This window comes from Micromonospora sp. NPDC018662 (assembly GCF_044391475.1).
In the GTDB taxonomy this organism is placed as follows: Bacteria; Actinomycetota; Actinomycetes; order Mycobacteriales; family Micromonosporaceae; genus Micromonospora.
This window is the reverse complement of the sequence record NZ_JBISAC010000001.1, coordinates 92,863-111,041: the sequence shown is the minus strand read 5'-3', so window position 1 is coordinate 111,041 and position 18,179 is coordinate 92,863. Positions and strand designations below refer to the sequence as shown.

Below are 18,179 nucleotides of genomic sequence, written 5' to 3'. Positions count from 1 at the left end.
CCTTTCACATCAACCGGAGCTGGTGGTCCTTGGGGCGGCGCGGCTCCGCCGTGCCGAGCCGGTCGAACAGGGCCGGGTCGATCGCGTCGAGGAACGGCGACGGGCGAGTGTCCCGCTCCGCCCCGTGCCGGGTGCGCCGGGCGGCGTGACTCACGTAGAGCCGGTCCTGCGCCCGGGTGAGCCCGACGAAGAAGAGCCGGCGTTCCTCGGCCACCGCGTCGTCGTCCGGCTCGGTGCCGGGCCAGCGCAGCGGCAGCAGGCGGTCCTCGGCGCCGACCAGGAACACCACCGGGAACTCCAACCCCTTGGCCGCGTGCAGCGTGAGCAGCGTGACCGCCTCGGCGCGCGGGTCGAGCGCGTCCACCTCGGCGCCGGTGGCGAGCTGGTTGAGGAAGAGCCCGAGGTCGTCGCCGCAGCGCCGGGCCAGCGGCGTGAGCAGGTCCACGGCGGTGCGGACGTCGTCGGGGCGTACCGCGCCGGAGCCGTCGAGTGTGGGCACGGCGAAGCGCTCGGCCACCAGCCGGCCGGCCTCGCGTACCCGGGCGGCCAGGGAGCCGTCGAGGCCGGCGTGGCGCAGCTCGCGGGCGATGGCCGCGACGCCCGGACGGTCCCGCAGCCGGTTGTGCGAGCGTTTCTGCACCGGGATGTTCGCCCGGGTCAACGCGTCCACGATCGGTGCCGCCTGCGAGTCGGTGCGGTACAGCACGGCGATGTCGGAGAAGGAGAGCGTGGTGGTCCGCCCGTCGATCCGCCCCGAGTCGAGCGACCGGTGGGACAGGCCGCCGACCAGCTCGTCGACGGTGCGGGCCACGAAGTCGGCCTCGTCGGCCACCGTGGTCGCGGCGTACCTGCCGACCAGCGGCGCCTCCGGGTCGAGCCGGGCCGGGTCGAGCCGCCGGCCCCGGACCAGCGACGACGGCGCGATGGCCTGCACGGCGGCGGCCAGGATCGGCGCGGAGGAGCGGTAGTTGCGGTTCAGCCGGACCAGCCGGGCATCGGTGAAGTCCTGCGAGAAACGCAGGAAGTAGCCCACGTCGGCGCCCCGGAACGAGTAGATCGCCTGGTCCGGGTCGCCGATCGCGCACAGGTTGCCGTCCGCCGGGCTGAGCAGCCGCAGCAGCTCGTACTGCACCGCGTCGACGTCCTGGTACTCGTCGACGAAGATCCACTTCCAGCGCTCGCGGTAGTCGCGGACCAGCTTCCGGTCGCCCTTCAGCAACGCCACCGGCAGCGTGAGCAGCTCGTCCAGGTCGACCAGGTCCCGCTTGCGCAGCAGCGCCGCGTACCGTTCGTCGTCCTCGCCGGCCTCCGCGCGGGCCGCCGCCCGGTCGGCGTCGTCGGCGATCCGGAAGTCCGCCGGGAGCCCGGCGGCCGCCGCGTTCTCCCGCAGCACGGTCAGGCCGAGCGCGTGGAACGTGCCCACCGTGACGTCCTCGGCGACCGGCCCGAGCAGCGCGTCCAGGCGGTGCCGCAGCTCCTCGGCCGCCCGGCGGGTGAACGTGATCGCCAGACACTGGTCCGGGAAGACGTTCAGCTCCGCGCAGAGGTAGGCGATCCGGTGGGTCAGCGTCCGGGTCTTCCCGGTGCCGGGACCGGCCACGATCAGCAGCGGCCCACCCGGCGCGGACGCGGCCACCCGCTGCATCGCGTCCAACCGGTCCAGCAGGCCGGTGCCGACCTCCTCCATGCCGGCGAGCATCGGCTCGAACGGCTCGTGCGGGGAGGGCGCCGGCGCCAGCGGTGGCGCCGGCGGCTTGCGCTTCGGCTCCGGCCGGGCCGCCGCCGGTCGCTTGGCCTTCGGCTTCGGCGCCGGCTCCGCGGGTCGCCGCTGTGCGGGCACGGGTACGTCGAAGAGCGTGTCCTGCCCGGCCCCACCGCCCGACGCGCCCAGTTCCGCCGGATCGAAGAGCGTGATCACGCCGTACTCCCCGTCGTAACCCGGCACCCGGCGGACCTCCCCGCGCCGCAGTCGGCCGATGCCCTCCGCGAGCAGCTCACCGCCGACCCGGCCGATCTCCTCCACCGGGGTACGGGTGAGGATCTCCAGCTCCGGGCCGAGCGCCGCGACCAGCTCGTTGAGCTTGCCCTCGACCTTCTTCGACCGGGCGCCGACCTTGTTGATCTCCCCCAGGATCTCGGCCAGCGGCACCAGGTGCGCCACCTCGCGGGCGTGCGCCGGCCGGTGGCCCGCCGGCCGGTCGGCCAGCGCCTCGACGCGGCTGAGCACGCCCACGGTCAGCGGCTTGCCGCACTCCGGGCAGCGCCCGCCCGCCTCGCGGGTGCGTTCCGGCGACCAGTTCACGCCGCAGAGCCGGTGCCCGTCGGCGTGGTACTTGCCCTCTTCCGGGAAGAACTCGACGGTGCCGGCCAGCCCGTCGCCGGTCCGCAGCGCCTCCCGGATCGCGAAGTAGTCGCGGTCGGCGGTCAGGACGGTGGCCTCCCGGGCCAGCGCCGGCGGCGAGTGGGCATCCGAGTTGGACACCAGTTGGTAGCGGTCGAGGCTGCCGACCCGCCAGTTCATCTCCGGGTCGGACGAGAGCCCGGTCTCCACCGCGAAGATGTGCCCGGCCAGGTCGGCGTAGCAGTCGGCGATCGCGTCGAAGCCCGACTTCGAGCCGAGGGCGGAGAACCAGGGCGTCCAGATGTGCGCCGGCACCAGGAAGCCGTCTCCGCTGGCCTCCAGCGTGATCTCCAGCAGGTCGCGGGAATCCAGCCCGAGGATCGGCCGGCCGTCCGAGCCGAGGTTGCCGATCCGGCCCAGCGCGGCGTTGAACCGGCCCACCGCGTCCAGGTCCGGCAGATAGATCAGGTGGTGCACCTTCCGGGTCCGGTCGTCCCGCTTGTAGATCGTGGAGATCTCCACGCTGAGCATGAACCGGACCGGGTCCGCCTCCGCCTCGCTGGCCAACCGGGGCGGCAGCCGCCGGGCGATGTCCCGCTCCGCCTCCGGCGACAGCCGGTAGAGGCCGGGCTCGGCCGGGTGCAGCGTCTCGCGCAGGTGGTCGTACCAGGCGGGGTGGGTGAAGTCGCCGGTGCCGAGCACCCCGATGCCCTTGCGCCGGGCCCACCAACCGAGGTTCGGCAGGGTCAGGTCGCGGCTGCACGCACGGGAGTACTTCGAGTGGATGTGCAGATCCGCGACGTAGGGCGGGAGGCCACCGGGGGGTGCGGCGCTGAACGGAGGCACGCCGCATCCTGTCACGTCCGGTTGCCTACCCGCCCGCCGCCACGCGTACGCGTGACCTGAGCAATGCGGTGCTGGACGACGCGCCCCCGACCCGCTATGGGGCACGCAGCTCGACGAGCGTCACCTGCGGCGGTGCGCCGACCCGCACCGGCGGCCCCCAGAAGCCGGCCCCGTTGGTGACGTAGACCTTGGTGCCGTCCACCTCGCCCAGCCCGGAGACCACCGGCTGCTGGAGCTTCACCGCCAGGTTGAACGGCACCATCTGGCCGCCGTGGGTGTGCCCGGAGAGCTGGAGGTCGACGCCGAACTTCGCCGCCTCGTGCGCGGCCACCGGCTGGTGGGCCAGCAGCACCACGGGACGGCTCGGGTCGCGGTCGCCGAGCGCGGCCGCGTAGTCGGCGGGCGCGGCCAGCCCGGTGCCGTCGGCGGTCACGTCGTTGACGCCGGCCAGGTCCAGCACGCCGCCCCGGGCCCGGATCTCCTGCCGCTCGTTCTGCAGCACCCGCAGGCCGAGCCGGTCGACCTCGCGGACCCACTCCTCCACGCCGGAGTAGTACTCGTGGTTGCCGGTCACGAAGAAGCTGCCGTAGCGGGAGCGCAGGTCACGCAGCGGCTCGGCCGCCCGGCCCAGCTCGGCCACCGAGCCGTCGACCAGGTCACCGACCACTGCGACCAGGTCGGCGTCGAGCCGGTTGATCATGGCGACGATGCGTTCGGTGTGCGCCCGGCCGCGCAGCGGCCCGAGGTGGATGTCCGAGACGGTCGCGATCCGCAGCCCGTCCATGCTCCGCGGCAGCTTGGCCAGCGGAATCCGGACCCGGTCCAGCCGGGGCGGTCCCATTGCGGTGCGGACGCCGTACCCGGTGACACCGGCGGCGGTGAGCCCGGCGAAGATCGCCGCGCCGCGCGCGAGCAGCAGCCGGCGGGACGGGTCGTGGTCCGCCTCGGGTGCGACCCCGGCCGCCGGCCGGCCGGTCGCCCCGGGCGACTGCGTGTCACCGGCGTGGCCGGGCGGCGTGTCATCGGCGTCGGCGGACGGCGGCGTGTCGCCGGCGTCGGCGGGTGCCGCGGCGGAGGTGCCGGCTTCGGCGGGCGCCGCGGCGGAGGTGCCGGCGCCGACCAGCGCCGGCTCGGCCGCCGGAGCCGCGGGCGTTGCCGACCGGGCCCGCCGGCGCAGGACGAGCCGCGCCACCGCGGTCGGCACCTCCAGCACCAGCAGCAGCACCAGCAGGTAGAACATCAGGGCCAGCCACACGTAGCCCGGCCAGGCCAGCCAGTAGAAGCCGTTCTGCGTGCCGGCCATGGTCGCCGGCACGAGCAGCGCGAGCAGGATCGCCACCGCCGCGCCGACCCGGCGGGCACGCCCCGGTCGGGTGGTGTCCCGGACCAGCCGCCGCCACAGGTAGAAGTGGATCAAGCCGATGACGAGCATGACGAAACCCACGAATGTCGCCATCGCCAGCACGTCGGCCTCCCTCAGCCGCCCGCGAAGGGTGGCAGCACGTCCACCGTCACCCCGGCCGGCAACGGTGCCTGACGATCATGACAGGCGACGCCGTCGACCAGGAAACTCGCCGCCTTGAGCACCACGGCCAGTCGATCACCGTGGCGGGCGGACAGGTCGTCGAGGAGTTCGTCCAGCGACCGGCCGGCGGATGCGGTCTCCTCGGCCCGGCCGGCCGCGGCGCGCGCGCCGGCGAAATAACGCACGGTCAGCTCCACCGTCAACCTCCGATCGCGGACATCGGCCGGACGGGTTGCAGGAAGGTCGGATCGTCGATGCCGTGCCCGGCCCGCTTGCCCCACATCGCGGCCCGCCAGCGCCGGGCCAGCTCGTCGTCGTCGGCCCCGGCCCGCAGCGCGGCCCGCAGGTCCGACTCGTCGGTGGCGAAGAGGCAGTTGCGCACCTGGCCGTCGGCGGTCAGCCGGGCGCGGTCGCAGTCGCCGCAGAACGGCCGGGTCACGCTGGCGATCACCCCGACCCGGGCCGGCCCGTCGTCCACCAGCCAGGTCTCGGCCGGCGCGGCGCCCCGCTCGGTCGGGTCGGGCCGCAACGTGAACTCGGCGCGCAGGGCGGCCAGGATCTCGTCGGCGGTGACCATGGTCGACCGGTCCCAGCCGTGCTGGGCGTCCAGCGGCATCTGCTCGATGAACCGCAGCTCGTAGCCGTGCGCCAGGGCGAACCGGAGCAGCCCTGGCGCCTCGTCGTCGTTGACGCCGCGCATCAGCACCGAGTTGATCTTGACCGGGGTCAGCCCGGCGGCCGCCGCGCCGGCCAACCCGGCGAGCACGTCGGCGTGCCGGTCACGGCGGGTCAACGCGGCGAACCGGGCCTCGTCCAGCGTGTCCAGCGAGACGTTGACCCGGTCCAGCCCGGCGGCGCGCAGCGCCGGCGCGAGGCGGGCCAGGCCGATGCCGTTGGTGGTCAGTGAGATGCGTGGCCGGGGCGACAGCGCGGCCACGGCCGCCACGATGCCGGGCAGGCCGGGCCGGATCAGCGGCTCGCCGCCGGTGAAGCGCACCTCGGTGACGCCGAGCCGGCGCACCGCGACACCGACCAGCCGGACGATCTCGTCGTCGGTGAGCAGTTGCGGACCGGCCAGCCAGGGCAGCCCCTCGGCCGGCATGCAGTAGGTGCAGCGCAGGTTGCACTTGTCGGTCAGCGAGACCCGCAGGTCCCGGGCGACGCGACCGTACCGGTCGGTGAGGAGCCCGTCGGCCGTCGTCCGGGGGGCGGTCATCTGTCGACCGTAGCGCGTCCGAGGCCGCCGAGCGTGGCGCGGGCGGCGGAGACCACCGCCGCCGCGTACGCCGCCCCGAACAGCGCGGTGTGCACCAGCAGCAGGTGCAGTTGGTGCAGGGGCACCCGCTCGCGCCAGCCGTCGGCCAACGGCCAGGCCTCCCGGTAGGCGGCCAGGATCCGCTCGAACTGCGGCGGGCCGCCGAAGAGCGCGAGCTGCGCCAGGTCGGTCTCGCGGTGGCCGCCGTGCGCGGCCGGGTCGACCAACCAGACCCGGCCGTCGGCGCCCCAGAGCAGGTTGCCGGACCAGAGGTCGCCGTGCACCCGGGCCGGCGACTCGTCGCCGCCGCACTCGCCGATCCGGTCGACGACCTGCTCGACCAGCGCCACCGCGGCGCCGGTGAGCGCGCCGTTGTCGACCGACATCCGAAGGTACGGCAGCAGCCGGCACCGGGCGAACCACACCGACCACGGCCCCGGGTCGGGTGTGTTGTCCTGCGGCAGCGCGCCGATGAACCCGGTCCACTCCGCGCCGAACGCGGGCGCGCCGGCCCGGTGCAGCCCGGCCAGCCCGTGGCCGAACGCCTCCGCCGCCTCCGCGCTCGGCTCCCCCGGCTCCACCCAGTCCAGCGCCAGCAGCTCCGGCAGCGCTACCAGCACCTCCGGCACCGGGACCGCGCCGGCCTCGCGCAGCCATCGCAGACCGGCCGCCTCGGTGGCGAAGAAGCCGTCCGGCGCCGGCCGGGTCGCCCGCTCCGGCCAGGTCTTCGCGAAGACGGAGTGGCCGTCGTCCAGGGTGAGCCGGGACGCGGCGCAGATGTCGCCGCCGGAGACCGGCGTCTCCCGGATGCGCTGGTGGGTCCGGAAGGTCGGCAGGTGCTCCGGGTGTGCCCGCAGGTACGCCAGGTCCATGAGCGCAAGGTAGCCGGTACCTGGGACAAGCGTCGGCCCTGTCGTACCGTGGCGGGTGGCGAACCTCGTCCACCTGGGCCGATACGTTCAGTAGCTGTGGATGAGCGGCGTGTCGTCAACAGGGCGCGGCGCGGGCCTGTCGCGGTGGCCGGCGTCCCCGCACGCTCCCGGCATGAACTCCACCGAGCGTCCCCGCCTCTCCGTCCGCTCCCCGGCCGACCTCGTCGCCGCCGTGCCCTACCTGCTCGGCTTCCACCCCGAGGACAGCGTGGTGGTGGTCGCGGTCCGGGGCCGGCGGGTGGTCTTCGCGGCCCGAGGCGACCTGCCCGAGCCGGGTGCCGACCCAGGTCCGGCGGCGCGGCACCTGGCGCAGGTGGTGGCACGGCAGGACGCCGACGCTGCGACGGTCATCGGCTACGGCCCGGCCGCCCGCGTCACCGGCACCGTGGACGCGGTCGGTGAGGCGCTGGACGAGGTGGGGCTGATCGTCCTCGACGCGCTCCGGGTGACGGACGGTCGCTGGTGGTCCTACCTCTGCGAGGAGCCCACCTGCTGCCCGGCCGAGGGCACGCCGTACGACCCGGCCGCGAGCCGGGTCAGTGCGGCGGCCGTCTTCGCCGGTCAGGTCGCCCTGCCCGACCGCGCCGCGCTGGCCGCGCAGGTGTCGCCGTTCGGCGGTCCGGTCCGGCTCGCCATGCGCTCGGCCACCGTCCGGGCCCGCCGCCGGCTGGCCGTACTCACCGGGGAGCCGCCCGGCGGTCCCTCGCCCGGGGGCACGGCGTCCGACGGGCGGCCAGCCGGGGGGACGCCGGCCGACGCCACCCGGTCCGGAGACGCTCCGGCGGCGCGGGCCGTACGCGCGGCCGGGACGGCGGCGGTGCGGGCCGCCTTCCGGCGACAGCGGCGCGGTGAGCGACTCGACGACGACGAGGTGGCCTGGTTGACCGTGCTCCTCACCCACCTCGTGGTGCGCGACCACGCCTGGTCCCGTACGGATGGGCGGGACGCCGACATCAGCCTGTGGACCGACGTGTTACGAAGGGCCGAACCCGAGCTGACCGCGGCGCCCGGGACGCTGCTCGCGTTCGCAGCCTGGCGGTCCGGGCACGGCGCGCTGGCCGCCGTCGCCCTGGAACGGGTGCTCGCGGCACACCCCGACTACTCCCTCGCGGTGCTCCTCGACGACGCGCTCCGCCGGGGGCTGGCTCCGTCGGAGCTGGACGGCTGGCCGGGTGCAGCCGGTCCGGCGGTGCTGCGCCGCCGACGCCGCCGTCCGCGCCGGTGAGCCGGAGCGGGTCAGCGAGGCACGCGGTGCGCCCCGGTGTAGACGTTCATGGTCGAGCCGCGCAGGAATCCGACAAGCGTCATCCCGGCCTCCTCGGCCAGTTCGGCGGCGAGCGTGCTGGGTGCGGAGACCGCCGCGAGCAGCGGTACGCCGGCCATCCATGCCTTCTGGGTGAGCTCGAAGCTGGCCCGCCCGGAAACCAGCAGGACGTGACCGGCCAACGGCAGCCGGCCCGCCCGGGCGGCCCAGCCGATCACCTTGTCCACGGCGTTGTGCCGGCCCACGTCCTCGCGGAGCGTCAGCAGCTCGCCGCCGGCGGTGAAGAGCCCGGCGGCGTGCAGGCCGCCGGTACGGTCGAAGGCGCGTTGCGCGGCGCGCAGCCGGTCGGGCAGCTCGGCCAGCAGCTCGGCGGTGACCTCCACGGGGTCCTCCCGCACGGCGAACTGCGAGCGGGTACGCACCGACTCGATGCTCGCCTTGCCGCACACCCCGCAGGAGCTGGTGGTGTAGAAGTTGCGCGCCGGGTCGGTGGCCGGTTCCGGCACGCCGGGGGCGAGCACCACGTCGACCACGTTGTAGGTGTTGGGGGTCTCCGCCCCGGCGCAGAGCTGCGCGGTGTGCACGTCCTCCGCCGAGCGGATCAGCCCCTCGGTCAGCAGGAAGCCGATCGCCAGGTCCAGGTCGTCGCCCGGGGTGCGCATGGTCACCGCGAGCGGCCGGCGACGGCCGGGGCCGGCCGTCCCGACCCGGATCTCCAGCGGCTCCTCCACGGCCAGCGTGTCCTGCCGGCGGACCCGAGCCCGGCGGTCGCCCGTCGCCCCGAGGTCGATCCGCAGCACCGCACGCCGGTCTGTCGCCCGTCCCATGCCGCCATCCTCTCCCGCACCCCACCGCACCCGCACGGGGTGTCGCAACCACTAGTTGAGTCCGCCTCCAGGGGCCAGCTCGTACCAAGATCTACCGCACCGCCGAGCGACGGGCGCGGGCCGGTCGGTGGCGCGGGCCGTGGGTAGGGTGAGGCGGTGACCGGGTATGCGGCGGTGCTGCTTGCCGGCGGTGCGGCCCGACGGATGGGCGGCGTGGACAAGCCGGCCCGCCCGGTCGGCGGCCGGCCGATGCTGCACCGGGTGCTGGCCGCGGTGGCCGACGCGGACGAGCGGATCGTGGTCGGCTCGTCCGGCCCGGTGCCCGACGGGGTGCGGGTGACCCGTGAGCAGCCGCCCGGCGGTGGCCCGGTGGCGGCGACCGCGGCGGGGCTGGCCCTGCTGCGACCCGGTACGGCCACTGTCGCTCTGCTCGCTGCCGATCTGCCGCTGCTCACCGCCGCCGCGGTGACGGAGCTGCGGCGCGCGCTCGACGGGTCGACCGCCGGGCTGGCCTGCTACGTGGACGACGCCGGTCGCCGGCAGCAGCTCTGCGGCGTGTGGCGGCTGTCGGCGCTGCGCGCGGCGGTGGACCGGTTGGCGGCGGAGCGCGGCGGCACGGTCGACGGCGCGGCGGTGCGGGGGCTGCTGGCCGGTGCCACGGTTCGGGAGGTGGCCTGGTCCGGCGTCGGGCCGCCACCCTGGTTCGACTGCGACACTGACGAGGACGTATGCCGGGCCGAGGAGTGGACGACATGACCGTGTTGGACGACTGGGTCACCGCGGCCTGCGCGGAGCTGGAGCTGGATCCGGCCGAGGTGCCGGTGTCGGCCGTGCTCGACGTGGCCCGGGACGTGGCGCATCAGGTGGTGCGGCCGGGTGCACCGGTCAGCGCGTACCTCCTGGGGGTGGCCGTGGGGCGCGGCGCGAATCCGGCCGCGGTGGCCGCCCGGCTCAGCGCGCTGGCGGGGTCGTGGCCGGTGGAGCTGGACGGGACGACGCCGGCGGAGTAGCGGCTTGTCCGATCCCGGTCGGCTGTGACTCGGCCCCGCCGCCCGTGGGTAGGGTGGCGGGAACGGACGGAGGCGATCATGACGGCAGACCACCCCTCGGCGCCGGTCGACCAGCCTTCCGGCGGTACGCCGGAGCAGCACGAGTCGATCCTGCTCGACGAGCCGACCACGGCTGACCTGCGGGCCAAGGTGACCGAGGCCTGGCGGGAGTTCGCCCGGGCGCTGGCCGAGCGGCTGCGCGGGTTGCCCGCCGGTGGTCACCTGGAGGTCACGCTCGACCCGACCGCCTCGGGCACCGGGGATGCCGTCTACTCGGTCAGCGCGGATGCCGGCGAGGACGGCGCGCTGTCGGCTCGGGCGGTCGGCAACGCCACGCTGCCGGCGGGCTACCGGCTGGACCGGGCGGCGGTGGCCGACATGGTGGCGCTGGGCTGGTCGCCGCCCGGCGTGGTGGCGGGCTCCGGCGAGCAGTTCGGCTTGGACTGCGGCGTCGACGAGGCGACCCGGTTGTCCGCGGTGCTCTCCCGGACCCTGCGCGACGTCTACGGTGCCCCGCATCCCGCCTTCCTGGTCTACCTGGTGCACGACGCCGAGGGTGAGCCGCTGCCGGTGGAGCCGCTCGGCACCGCCCGCAGCGAGTTCGGTCCGGACCGGGACGTGGAGGCCGACCTGGAGGAGGCGCTGGCCGCCGCGGCGGCCGCCCAGGCGGGCGAGAACGACGTGCTGGCCCTGGAGGAGCGGGTCCGTACGGTCGTCTCGACGATGTTGAAGTCGAACTCCGACCAGGTGCAGGTGGACTCGGACGGTGACATCAACATCCGGGCCGGTTCGGCGATGGTCTTCGTGCGGGTCCGCGACAATCCGCCGCTGGTCGACGTCTTCTCCCCGGTGCTGACCGAGGTCGAGCCGACGGAGCGCCTCTACGTGAAGCTCTCCGAGCTGACCAACCGGATGCCGATCGGCCGGCTCTACTGCGCCGACGACACGGTCTGGGCGTCCATCCCGGTCTTCGGCCGCAACTTCCAGGCCACCCATCTGATGCTGGCCGTGCAGGTGATGACCGGCCTCGCCGACGAGCTGGACGACCGGCTGCACGGTGAGTTCGGCGGCAAGCGGTTCTTCGGCGAGGGTGACAAGCCGGCCCGGCCGCAGGAGCACCGCACCGGCATGTACCTCTGAGGGAGCCGGGTCAGCGCACGTCCAGCAGCGTCTTGCCGACGGTGGACCGGCCCTCGATCGCGGCGTGCGCCTCGGCGGCCCGTTCCAGCGGGAAGCGCTGGGCGATCAGTGGCCGGAGCTGGCCGGCGGCGGCCATGGCGAGTGCTTCCTCGGTGAGGTCGCGCAGTTCGTCCGGCCGGGGTCGGGGGCGTCGCAGCGTCACGCCGCGGGCGGCGGCGACGTCGGTCGGGACGTCCGCCCAGGTGCCGGCGGCCAGCCCGAAGCTGAGCATCCGGCCACCGCAGTCGAGCAGGTCGAACGCCTCCCGGGCGAGGGTGCCGCCGACCCCGTCGAAGACCACGTCGAGCGCGCCGACGGCGGCCCGGGCCCGGTCGGTCCAGTCCGGCTCCCGGTAGTCGACCACCACGTCGAGGTTGGCGGCGCGGAGCAGGGTGACCTTGGCGGGGCCGCCGGCGGCGGCCACCACTGTGGCGCCGGCCCGCGCGACGAGCTGCACCAGCAGGCTGCCGACGCCGCCGGCTGCGGCCTCCACCAGCGCCCGGTCGCCGGGCCGCAGCCCGGCCGCCCGGGCCAGCATCAGCGCGGTCCGGCCGTCGGCGAGCAGCGCCACGGCCGCGTCCAGCGGCAACCCCGGGGGTACGGGGATGGGCGCGTGCTGGTCGACCACGACGCGTTCGGCGTACCCGCCGGTGCCGCCGGTGCCGGTGACGACGAGTTGGCCGACCAGCGCCGGGTCGACTCCGGGGCCGACCGCGCCGATCGTGCCGCCGACGCCGTTGCCGGGGATCAGCGGCGGGTCGCCGGTGAACGGGCCGAACCCGGTGGCCCGGAACATCGTCTCGACGAAGGTGAGGTTCGCGTGCGCCACCTCGACGAGCACCTGGCCGGGCCCGGGCTCCGGGTCGGGTGCCGGGCCGGGCACCAGCACCTCGGGCCCGCCGAACTCTCGCAGCCACACCGCACGCATCACGCCTCCCCGTCCCGAACCGACGTCGCCTACGACGAGTCAACGACGTGAAGCGGGCTTGAGGTCAACTCGTGGACGGCCCGACGCCCGGGGACTCGACCAGCCGGGACAGCACGATGGTGCTGCGGGACGAGGTGACGAACGATTCGGCGCGCAGTCGTTCCAGCGCCTCCTCCAGGTGTGCGATGTCGGCGGCGCGCAGGTGCACCAGCGCGTCCGCCTCGCCGGAGACGGTGTACGCGCCGACCACCTCGGGGTGCCGGCGGGCGGCGACGCCGATCTGCGTGGGTGTGGTCCGGCCGGCGCAGAACAGCTCGACGAATGCCTCGGTGGTCCACCCCACGGCGGCCGGGTCGACGACCGCGGTGAAGCCGCGGATCACGCCGGTGGCGCGGAGCCGGTCGACCCGGCGCTTGACGGCGGGGGCGGAGAGTGACACCCGGGTGCCGATGTCGGCGTACGAGGCGCGGGCGTCCGCCACGAGCAACGCAATGATTCGCTGGTCTACCGCGTCTATCTGCAACGTTCCGCCTCTGGGAAGCAATGGTTGTGGCTGTTACCAAAGTTCTAGCCTACCTACTCTTGGTGACCGTGAACCAGCAGCGAGTCTCGCGAAAGCGGACATATCTCATGTGCTCGCCGGAGTACTTCGCGGTCGAGTACGCGATCAACCCGTGGATGGACGTGACCACGGCGGTCGACGCCGACCTGGCGGTCAAGCAGTGGGACCGGCTGCGCGAGACGCTGGTCGGGCTCGGCCACGACGTGCACCTGCTCACCCCCGAGGCCGGCCTGCCGGACATGGTCTTCGCCGCCAACGGGGCGTTCGTGGTGGACGGCACCGTCTACGGCGCCCGGTTCAAGCACGAGCAGCGGGCCGCCGAGGCCGCCGCCCACCGGGCGTTCTACGAGGCGCAGGGCTGGCACTTCATCGCGCCGAGCGAGACCAACGAGGGCGAGGGCGACTTCGCGTACCTGCCGGACGCGCACGGCGGCCTGGTCCTCGCCGGTCACGGCTTCCGCACCGAGCTGGCCGCGCACGCCGAGGCGCAGGAGGCGCTCGGCCGGCCGGTCGTGTCACTGCGCCTGGTCGACCCGCGTTTCTACCACCTCGACGTGGCGCTCGCCTCGATCGACGACGGGAACGTCGTCTACTACCCGGGCGCGTTCTCCGCGGCCAGCCAGAAGGTGCTGACCCAGCTGTTCCCGGACGCGGTCGTCGCGGACGACGAGGACGCGCTGGCATTCGGCCTGAACCTGGTCAGCGACGGGCTCAACGTGGTGTTGAACAGCGATGCCACCCGGCTGGCCGGCAAGCTGAAGGCGGCCGGCTACCACCCGGTGCCGGTCGAGCTGGCCGAGCTGAAGAAGGGCGGCGGCAGCGTGAAGTGCTGCATCGCCGAGCTGCGGCACTGACCACGACACGTGCGAGGGCGGCCCCCCGGAAGGGAGGCCGCCCTCGTCGTCGGATCAGCCGAGCGTGGCCAGCTCGTTGATCACCACGTTGGAGAGCATCCGGCCGTCGAGCTGCACCTTGCGCAGGTACCACTTCTGCTGCGGCGTACGCGGCTGGTTGAACTGCCAGGAGCCGCGCGGGCTGTCGATCTGCCCGATCTTGCCGAGCGCCAGGTTGACCAGCTGCGGGGACACGTCCCCGCCGACCAGCCGGATCGCCTTGTCCAGCACCAGCCCGGCGTCGTACGAGGCCATCGCGTACGTGGTCGGGGACGTGTTGAACGTCTTGCGGTACGCCGAGGCGAAGATCCGGTTCGCGGTGTTGTTCAGGTCGGCCGAGTAGTTCAACGCGGTCTCGATGCCGTACTTCTCGATCAGCGCCCGGTCCCGGCCCTTCTCGCCGTCGTCGAGCTGGTCGAGGACGGTGCCCTCGGTGAGGAAGCCGGGCGCGTAGATCGGCCCCCGGAAGCCCTCGTCGTAGAGCTGCTTGACGAACTGCACCGCCTGCGGGCCGGTGTAGTGGCAGAAGACCGCGTCCGGCCGGCGCCCCAGCGCCTTGCGGATCGGCCCGGTGTAGGCGCCCTTGCTGGGGTTGGCGTAGTCGGGCGTGTAGATCGGGTCCTCGGTGAGCCGGCGGCCCTGCTCATAGCCGCGCCGCAGCCCGTCGACGACGTCCCGGCTGCCGGAGCCCTGGGTGCCGAAGATCGCGATCCGGCTCGACGCGTCCAGGTTGTCCCGCAGGTATTCGCCGAGCGCCACGCCCGGCTCGTCCAGCACGTACGAGGTGCGCCAGATGTAGACGACGCCCTGGAGCGTCGCGGGGGAGGCGTTGGAGCCGATCAGCGGCACCCGGGCCTCCTCCACGGCGTCCCGGATGCCGGTCATGACGGCCGGGCTGACCACGCCGGTGAGCGCCAGCACGCCCTCCTTGAGCAGCCGGTCGACGGCGGCCTTGCCGGTCGCGACGCTGTCGCCCTCCTCGGCCGGCACCACGGTGACCGGGTGCCCGCCGAGCTGCTGCCCGTGCGTGGCGAGGAAGAGCTGGAAGCCGTTGGCGATCTCGTCACCGATGACCTTGTTCGGGCCGCTGCCGGGCACGATCAGCCCGATCTTGACCGGGCTGCCGGGGGCGGCCTGGTCCCCGCTGTCGTCGCCGGAGCCGCAGCCCGCCGCGAGCCCGGTGGTGCCCAGTGCGGCCAGCAGTTGCAGGGCTCGCCTGCGGTTCATCTGTGCCACCGACTTCCTTCCCGCCGGGGTGGCCAAGGTGCACACCCCTCCGGCGTTCTACCTGGTCGGCGACGCTGCGTCAATGCCGGATGGATCACCGTGCAGGGACCGCAACGCCGCCAGCACGCGGGGCCAGGCGGCCGAGTCCGGCGCGATCAGCCCGAAATGCTCGCATTCTGGCAGCTCAATGAGCGTGGCGGAGCCGCCGGCGGCGCGGTCGGCGGCCACCCAGGAACGGCTCATCGACACCGGGACCTGCTGGTCGAGGAGACCGTGCACGACTACCGTGCGTGTCCGGATCGGTACCAACGCCGATGGATCCGTGGCGGCGTACCGGTCCGGCACGTCGGCCGGGCCGCCGCCGAGCAGCGCGGCCACCGCCCCGGCGTCCAGGTCCAGCCGGTACGCCTCGGCGAGGTCCGCGACCGGGGCCAGCGCGAGCACCCCACCGGTCGTGTCCGGGGCGTGGGCCGCCACGTGGAGCGCCAGGTGGCCGCCGGCGGAGTGGCCGACCAGGATCGGCGGCGTCGACGCCACCCGGCCGGGCAGCGCGGCGGCGGCCAGCCCCGGCAGCGCGGCGACGCCGGTGAGCACGTCGGTGAGCGGGTTCGACCAACCGCCGGTCCGGCGGTATTCGAGCTGGGCCACCGGATGGCCGAGCGCGGCCAGCGCCGCCGCCATCGGGCCGGTGTGGGTCCGGTCGTACTCCGCGCGCCAGAAGCCGCCGTGCACCACGACCACCAGCGGCCGGGCGGGCCCGTCCCCGGCCGGGCCACGCAGGTCGGCGCACTGGTCCGGGTGGTCGCCGTAGGCGACGGTGGCGTCCGGCGGCGGAGCCGGCCTGGTCAGCACGTCGCGCGGGTCGCTGGGCATGCCCGGACGCTAGCGTGCCCGGTCCGGGCGCGTGCGCGTGGCCGGGGTGGGTAAAGATGGGACCCATGACCGAAGCACACTCCGGCGGACACGACGACGAACAGGCCGACGACGGCATCCCCGGCACCGTGGTGGTGGTCGGCCCGGACGGTCGACCGGTCGGCACGGTGCAGACCGAGGAGGGCAAGGGCGAGGACCCGACCCGCCTGGTCGAGCAGCCGGCCAAGGTGATGCGGATCGGCAGCATGATCAAACAGCTGCTGGAGGAGGTGAAGGCCGCCCCGCTGGACGACGCCAGCCGGCACCGGATGCGCGAGATCCACGAACGCTCGATCGTCGAGCTGAAGGAGGGCCTCGCTCCCGAGCTGCGCGAGGAGCTGGAGCGGATCTCACTGCCGTTCACCGAGCAGCAGGCACCCAGCGAGGGTGAGCTGCGGATCGCCCACGCCCAGCTGGTCGGCTGGCTGGAAGGGCTGTTCCACGGCATCCAGGCCGCGCTGGTGGCCCAGCAGATGGCCGCCCGCGTCCAGCTGGAGCAGATGCGCTCCGGCCGGCAGGCGCTGCCCAGCGGCCCCGGCGGGATGGTCCCGGGCATGCCCGGCATGCCCGGCGGCGCCGAGGGCCACGCGCCCGGCCAGTACCTCTGACCGACACCGGCCGGGGCGCCTGACGCGCCCCGGCCGGTCAGTCCACCCCGAAGACCTTCTCCAGGTACGCGGCCACGCCGTCGTCGGTGTTCGCCCCGGTCACCTCGTCCGCGATCTCCCGGACGGCCGGATGGGCGTTGGCCACCGCCACCGCCCGACCGGCCCAGGTCAGCATCGGCACGTCGTTCGGCATGTCGCCGAACGCCAGCACGTCCCGCTCGTCGACGCCCAGCCGGGCCGCGTACCAGGCCAGCCCGGCCGCCTTGGTCACCCCGGCGGCGGAGACCTCGATCAGCCCGCTGTACGACGAGTGGGTCGCCTCGGCCAGCCCTTCGAGCGCGCCGGCCACCACCCGGACGAACACGTCCGGGTCCTGCTCCCCAGCCCGGACCAGCAGCTTCACCGCGGGCGCGGCGAGCAGCTCCTCCGGCGACTCGACGGCGCGGATCGCGTCCTCGTCGGCGTCCCACCGCAGCGGGTAGTGCGCCTCGTGCCGCATCTGCCGGCTGTCCACGATCTCCACCGCGAAGCTCACCCCGGGCACCTCGGCCCGCAGCCGCCGGGCCACCTCGGCGAGCAGCTCCGGGGCGAGCGGGTCGGCGCGCAGCACCTCGTCGGTCGCCGGGTCGTACACCACCGCGCCGTTGGCGCAGATCGCCGGCAGCGGCGCGGCGAGCTGCTCGTACACGAGATCGAGCCAGCGGATCGGACGGCCGGTGACCAGCACGACCGGCGTGCCCGCGGCGGCGATCCGGGCCAGCACGCCCGCGGTGCGCGGGCTGAGCGTCCGGTCGTCGCGCAGCAGCGTGCCGTCGATGTCGGTGGCGACGAGGCGAGGTGGCTCTCCCATCACCGGGAGAGTAGTCGGTCCAGGTAGACCGCGACGCCGTCGTCGTCGTTGCGCAGGGTGACCTCGTCGGCGGCGGCGCGCACCTCCGGGTGGGCGTTCGCCACCGCCACCCGGGCCCAGCCGGCCCAGCCGAACATCGGCAGGTCGTTGGGCTGGTCGCCGAAGACCAGCACGTCCGCCGGGTCCACGCCGAGCCGCTCGGCGACCACGCTCAGCCCGGAGGCCTTGTCCACCCCGGGCGGGCAGATCTCCACGAAGCCGAGCCCGGCCTGGGTGAGCGAGGCGACCTCCGCCGGCACGATCCGGCGGGCCACCGCCAGCAGTTCGTCGACGTGGTGGTCCTCGGTCCGGGCGAACGCCTTGACCACGTCGCAGGAGAGGCATTCGGCCCGGCTGCGGGCCTCGAACCGGTCCGGGTAGGGCCAGCTCGGGTGGTAGTCGCCCCACAGCGGCGTGTCGTCCTCGCCGGACGCCTCCACCATCACGGTGAGCGGGCCGACGGCGGCCTCCAGGTCGGCGAGCAGCCGGGCGAGCACCTCGCCCCGGAGCCGCTCGTCGCGCAGCACCAGCGGGCCGGCCGGGTCGCTCTGGTCGACCACCCACCCGCCGCCGGCCATCACCAGGAAGTCGGCGGCGCGGATGTCGTTGCGGCTCAGCTCGGCCAGCCGGGGGCCGCGTCCGGTCGCGCCGACCACCGGGATCCCGGCGGCCCGCACCCGGTCCAGCACCCCGTGGGTGTACGCGGAAACGGTGTCGTCGCTGCGGACGAGCGTGCCGTCGAGGTCGGTGGCGATCAGCTTGGGCAGCCCCGGGCGGGTCATGGTTCCTCCTTCGCCCCGCCGCCGTCGCGCCGGCCGGCCCGGTCCTCGTGCCGCGACCGTCGGACGGCGGGCAGCAACCGTATCTCGCGCGGCGGGGGGCAACCATGGCGTTCCGGCGAATCCGCCGCGAATCCAGGGCGGCGATCGGGTGGCCGGCGGA

18 protein-coding genes are annotated in these 18,179 nt (G+C 74.5%); 6 read left to right on the top strand and 12 right to left on the bottom strand.

Annotated elements, in window-relative coordinates:
• Positions 1 to 4 precede the first annotated feature (4 nt).
• The 5 genes from ACH495_RS00565 to ACH495_RS00545 form a co-directional block, all read right to left on the bottom strand.
• Positions 5 to 3,187 (bottom strand): UvrD-helicase domain-containing protein, encoded by a 3,183-nt coding sequence (locus ACH495_RS00565; protein ID WP_396855662.1) that lies wholly within the window; start codon positions 3,185 to 3,187, stop codon positions 5 to 7.
• A gap of 94 nt (positions 3,188 to 3,281) precedes the next feature.
• Complete coding sequence (locus tag ACH495_RS00560) at positions 3,282 to 4,652, bottom strand: metallophosphoesterase (RefSeq protein WP_396855661.1); 1,371 nt, start codon at positions 4,650 to 4,652, stop codon at positions 3,282 to 3,284.
• Between the two features lie 11 nt (positions 4,653 to 4,663).
• Positions 4,664 to 4,909 (bottom strand): MoaD/ThiS family protein, encoded by a 246-nt coding sequence (locus ACH495_RS00555; RefSeq protein ID WP_107156430.1) that lies wholly within the window; start codon positions 4,907 to 4,909, stop codon positions 4,664 to 4,666.
• Between the two features lie 2 nt (positions 4,910 to 4,911).
• Complete coding sequence (gene moaA, locus ACH495_RS00550) at positions 4,912 to 5,928, bottom strand: GTP 3',8-cyclase MoaA (RefSeq protein ID WP_396855660.1); 1,017 nt, start codon at positions 5,926 to 5,928, stop codon at positions 4,912 to 4,914.
• Positions 5,925 to 6,839, bottom strand: coding sequence for a fructosamine kinase family protein (locus ACH495_RS00545; RefSeq protein ID WP_396855659.1), 915 nt, complete (start codon positions 6,837 to 6,839; stop codon positions 5,925 to 5,927). Before ACH495_RS00545 ends, moaA begins: the two co-directional genes overlap by 4 nt.
• 172 nt (positions 6,840 to 7,011) lie before the next feature.
• Between ACH495_RS00545 and ACH495_RS00540 the strand changes: the two genes are divergently transcribed.
• Entirely contained in the window at positions 7,012 to 8,124 is a 1,113-nt protein-coding gene (locus tag ACH495_RS00540) for a DUF4192 domain-containing protein (RefSeq protein WP_396855658.1), read from the top strand.
• 11 nt (positions 8,125 to 8,135) lie between these two features.
• On the opposite strand, the gene fdhD is transcribed toward ACH495_RS00540, so the two are convergent.
• Complete coding sequence (gene fdhD / locus ACH495_RS00535; RefSeq protein WP_396855657.1) at positions 8,136 to 8,990, bottom strand: formate dehydrogenase accessory sulfurtransferase FdhD; 855 nt, start codon at positions 8,988 to 8,990, stop codon at positions 8,136 to 8,138.
• Positions 8,991 to 9,146: 156 nt separating this feature from the next.
• On the opposite strand from fdhD, the gene ACH495_RS00530 reads away from it, so the two are divergent.
• From ACH495_RS00530 to ACH495_RS00520, 3 genes are all read left to right on the top strand, one after another.
• Complete coding sequence (locus ACH495_RS00530) at positions 9,147 to 9,746, top strand: molybdenum cofactor guanylyltransferase (protein WP_396855656.1); 600 nt, start codon at positions 9,147 to 9,149, stop codon at positions 9,744 to 9,746.
• The gene (locus ACH495_RS00525) at positions 9,743 to 10,000 is read left to right on the top strand and encodes a DUF6457 domain-containing protein (RefSeq protein ID WP_396855655.1); all 258 of its coding nucleotides are present in this window, start codon (positions 9,743 to 9,745) and stop codon (positions 9,998 to 10,000) included. Before ACH495_RS00530 ends, ACH495_RS00525 begins: the two co-directional genes overlap by 4 nt.
• Before the next feature lie 78 nt (positions 10,001 to 10,078).
• Entirely contained in the window at positions 10,079 to 11,179 is a 1,101-nt protein-coding gene (locus ACH495_RS00520) for a T3SS (YopN, CesT) and YbjN peptide-binding chaperone 1 (RefSeq protein ID WP_396855654.1), read from the top strand.
• A 10-nt stretch (positions 11,180 to 11,189) separates the two neighbouring features.
• On the opposite strand, the gene ACH495_RS00515 is transcribed toward ACH495_RS00520, so the two are convergent.
• Together ACH495_RS00515 and ACH495_RS00510 are read right to left on the bottom strand one after the other, a co-directional pair.
• Positions 11,190 to 12,146 carry a zinc-binding dehydrogenase gene (locus tag ACH495_RS00515; protein WP_396855653.1) on the bottom strand — a complete coding sequence of 319 codons (957 nt, stop codon included), beginning with the start codon at positions 12,144 to 12,146 and terminating at the stop codon, positions 11,190 to 11,192.
• Positions 12,147 to 12,210: 64 nt separating this feature from the next.
• Positions 12,211 to 12,669, bottom strand: a complete 459-nt coding sequence (locus tag ACH495_RS00510) for an Lrp/AsnC family transcriptional regulator (RefSeq protein WP_396855652.1) — start codon at positions 12,667 to 12,669, stop codon at positions 12,211 to 12,213.
• A gap of 59 nt (positions 12,670 to 12,728) precedes the next feature.
• On the opposite strand from ACH495_RS00510, the gene ddaH reads away from it, so the two are divergent.
• Positions 12,729 to 13,562 carry a dimethylargininase gene (gene ddaH, locus ACH495_RS00505; protein ID WP_396855651.1) on the top strand — a complete coding sequence of 278 codons (834 nt, stop codon included), beginning with the start codon at positions 12,729 to 12,731 and terminating at the stop codon, positions 13,560 to 13,562.
• A 54-nt stretch (positions 13,563 to 13,616) separates the two neighbouring features.
• Here ddaH and ACH495_RS00500 read toward each other — a convergent pair whose 3' ends face one another.
• Positions 13,617 to 14,837, bottom strand: coding sequence for an ABC transporter substrate-binding protein (locus ACH495_RS00500; RefSeq protein ID WP_396855650.1), 1,221 nt, complete (start codon positions 14,835 to 14,837; stop codon positions 13,617 to 13,619).
• Between the two features lie 48 nt (positions 14,838 to 14,885).
• Positions 14,886 to 15,701 carry an alpha/beta hydrolase family protein gene (locus ACH495_RS00495; RefSeq protein ID WP_396855649.1) on the bottom strand — a complete coding sequence of 272 codons (816 nt, stop codon included), beginning with the start codon at positions 15,699 to 15,701 and terminating at the stop codon, positions 14,886 to 14,888.
• Positions 15,702 to 15,757: 56 nt separating this feature from the next.
• Here ACH495_RS00495 and ACH495_RS00490 point away from each other — a divergent pair, with 56 nt between their 5' ends.
• On the top strand, positions 15,758 to 16,348 hold the full coding sequence (locus tag ACH495_RS00490) for a bacterial proteasome activator family protein (RefSeq protein WP_396855648.1): 591 nt from the start codon (positions 15,758 to 15,760) through the stop codon (positions 16,346 to 16,348).
• A 37-nt stretch (positions 16,349 to 16,385) separates the two neighbouring features.
• Here the strand turns inward: ACH495_RS00490 and ACH495_RS00485 are convergent, their stop codons facing one another.
• Positions 16,386 to 17,198 carry an HAD family hydrolase gene (locus ACH495_RS00485; RefSeq protein WP_396855647.1) on the bottom strand — a complete coding sequence of 271 codons (813 nt, stop codon included), beginning with the start codon at positions 17,196 to 17,198 and terminating at the stop codon, positions 16,386 to 16,388.
• Positions 17,198 to 18,019 carry an HAD family hydrolase gene (locus tag ACH495_RS00480; RefSeq protein WP_396855646.1) on the bottom strand — a complete coding sequence of 274 codons (822 nt, stop codon included), beginning with the start codon at positions 18,017 to 18,019 and terminating at the stop codon, positions 17,198 to 17,200. Before ACH495_RS00480 ends, ACH495_RS00485 begins: the two co-directional genes overlap by 1 nt.
• Positions 18,020 to 18,179 lie beyond the last annotated feature (160 nt).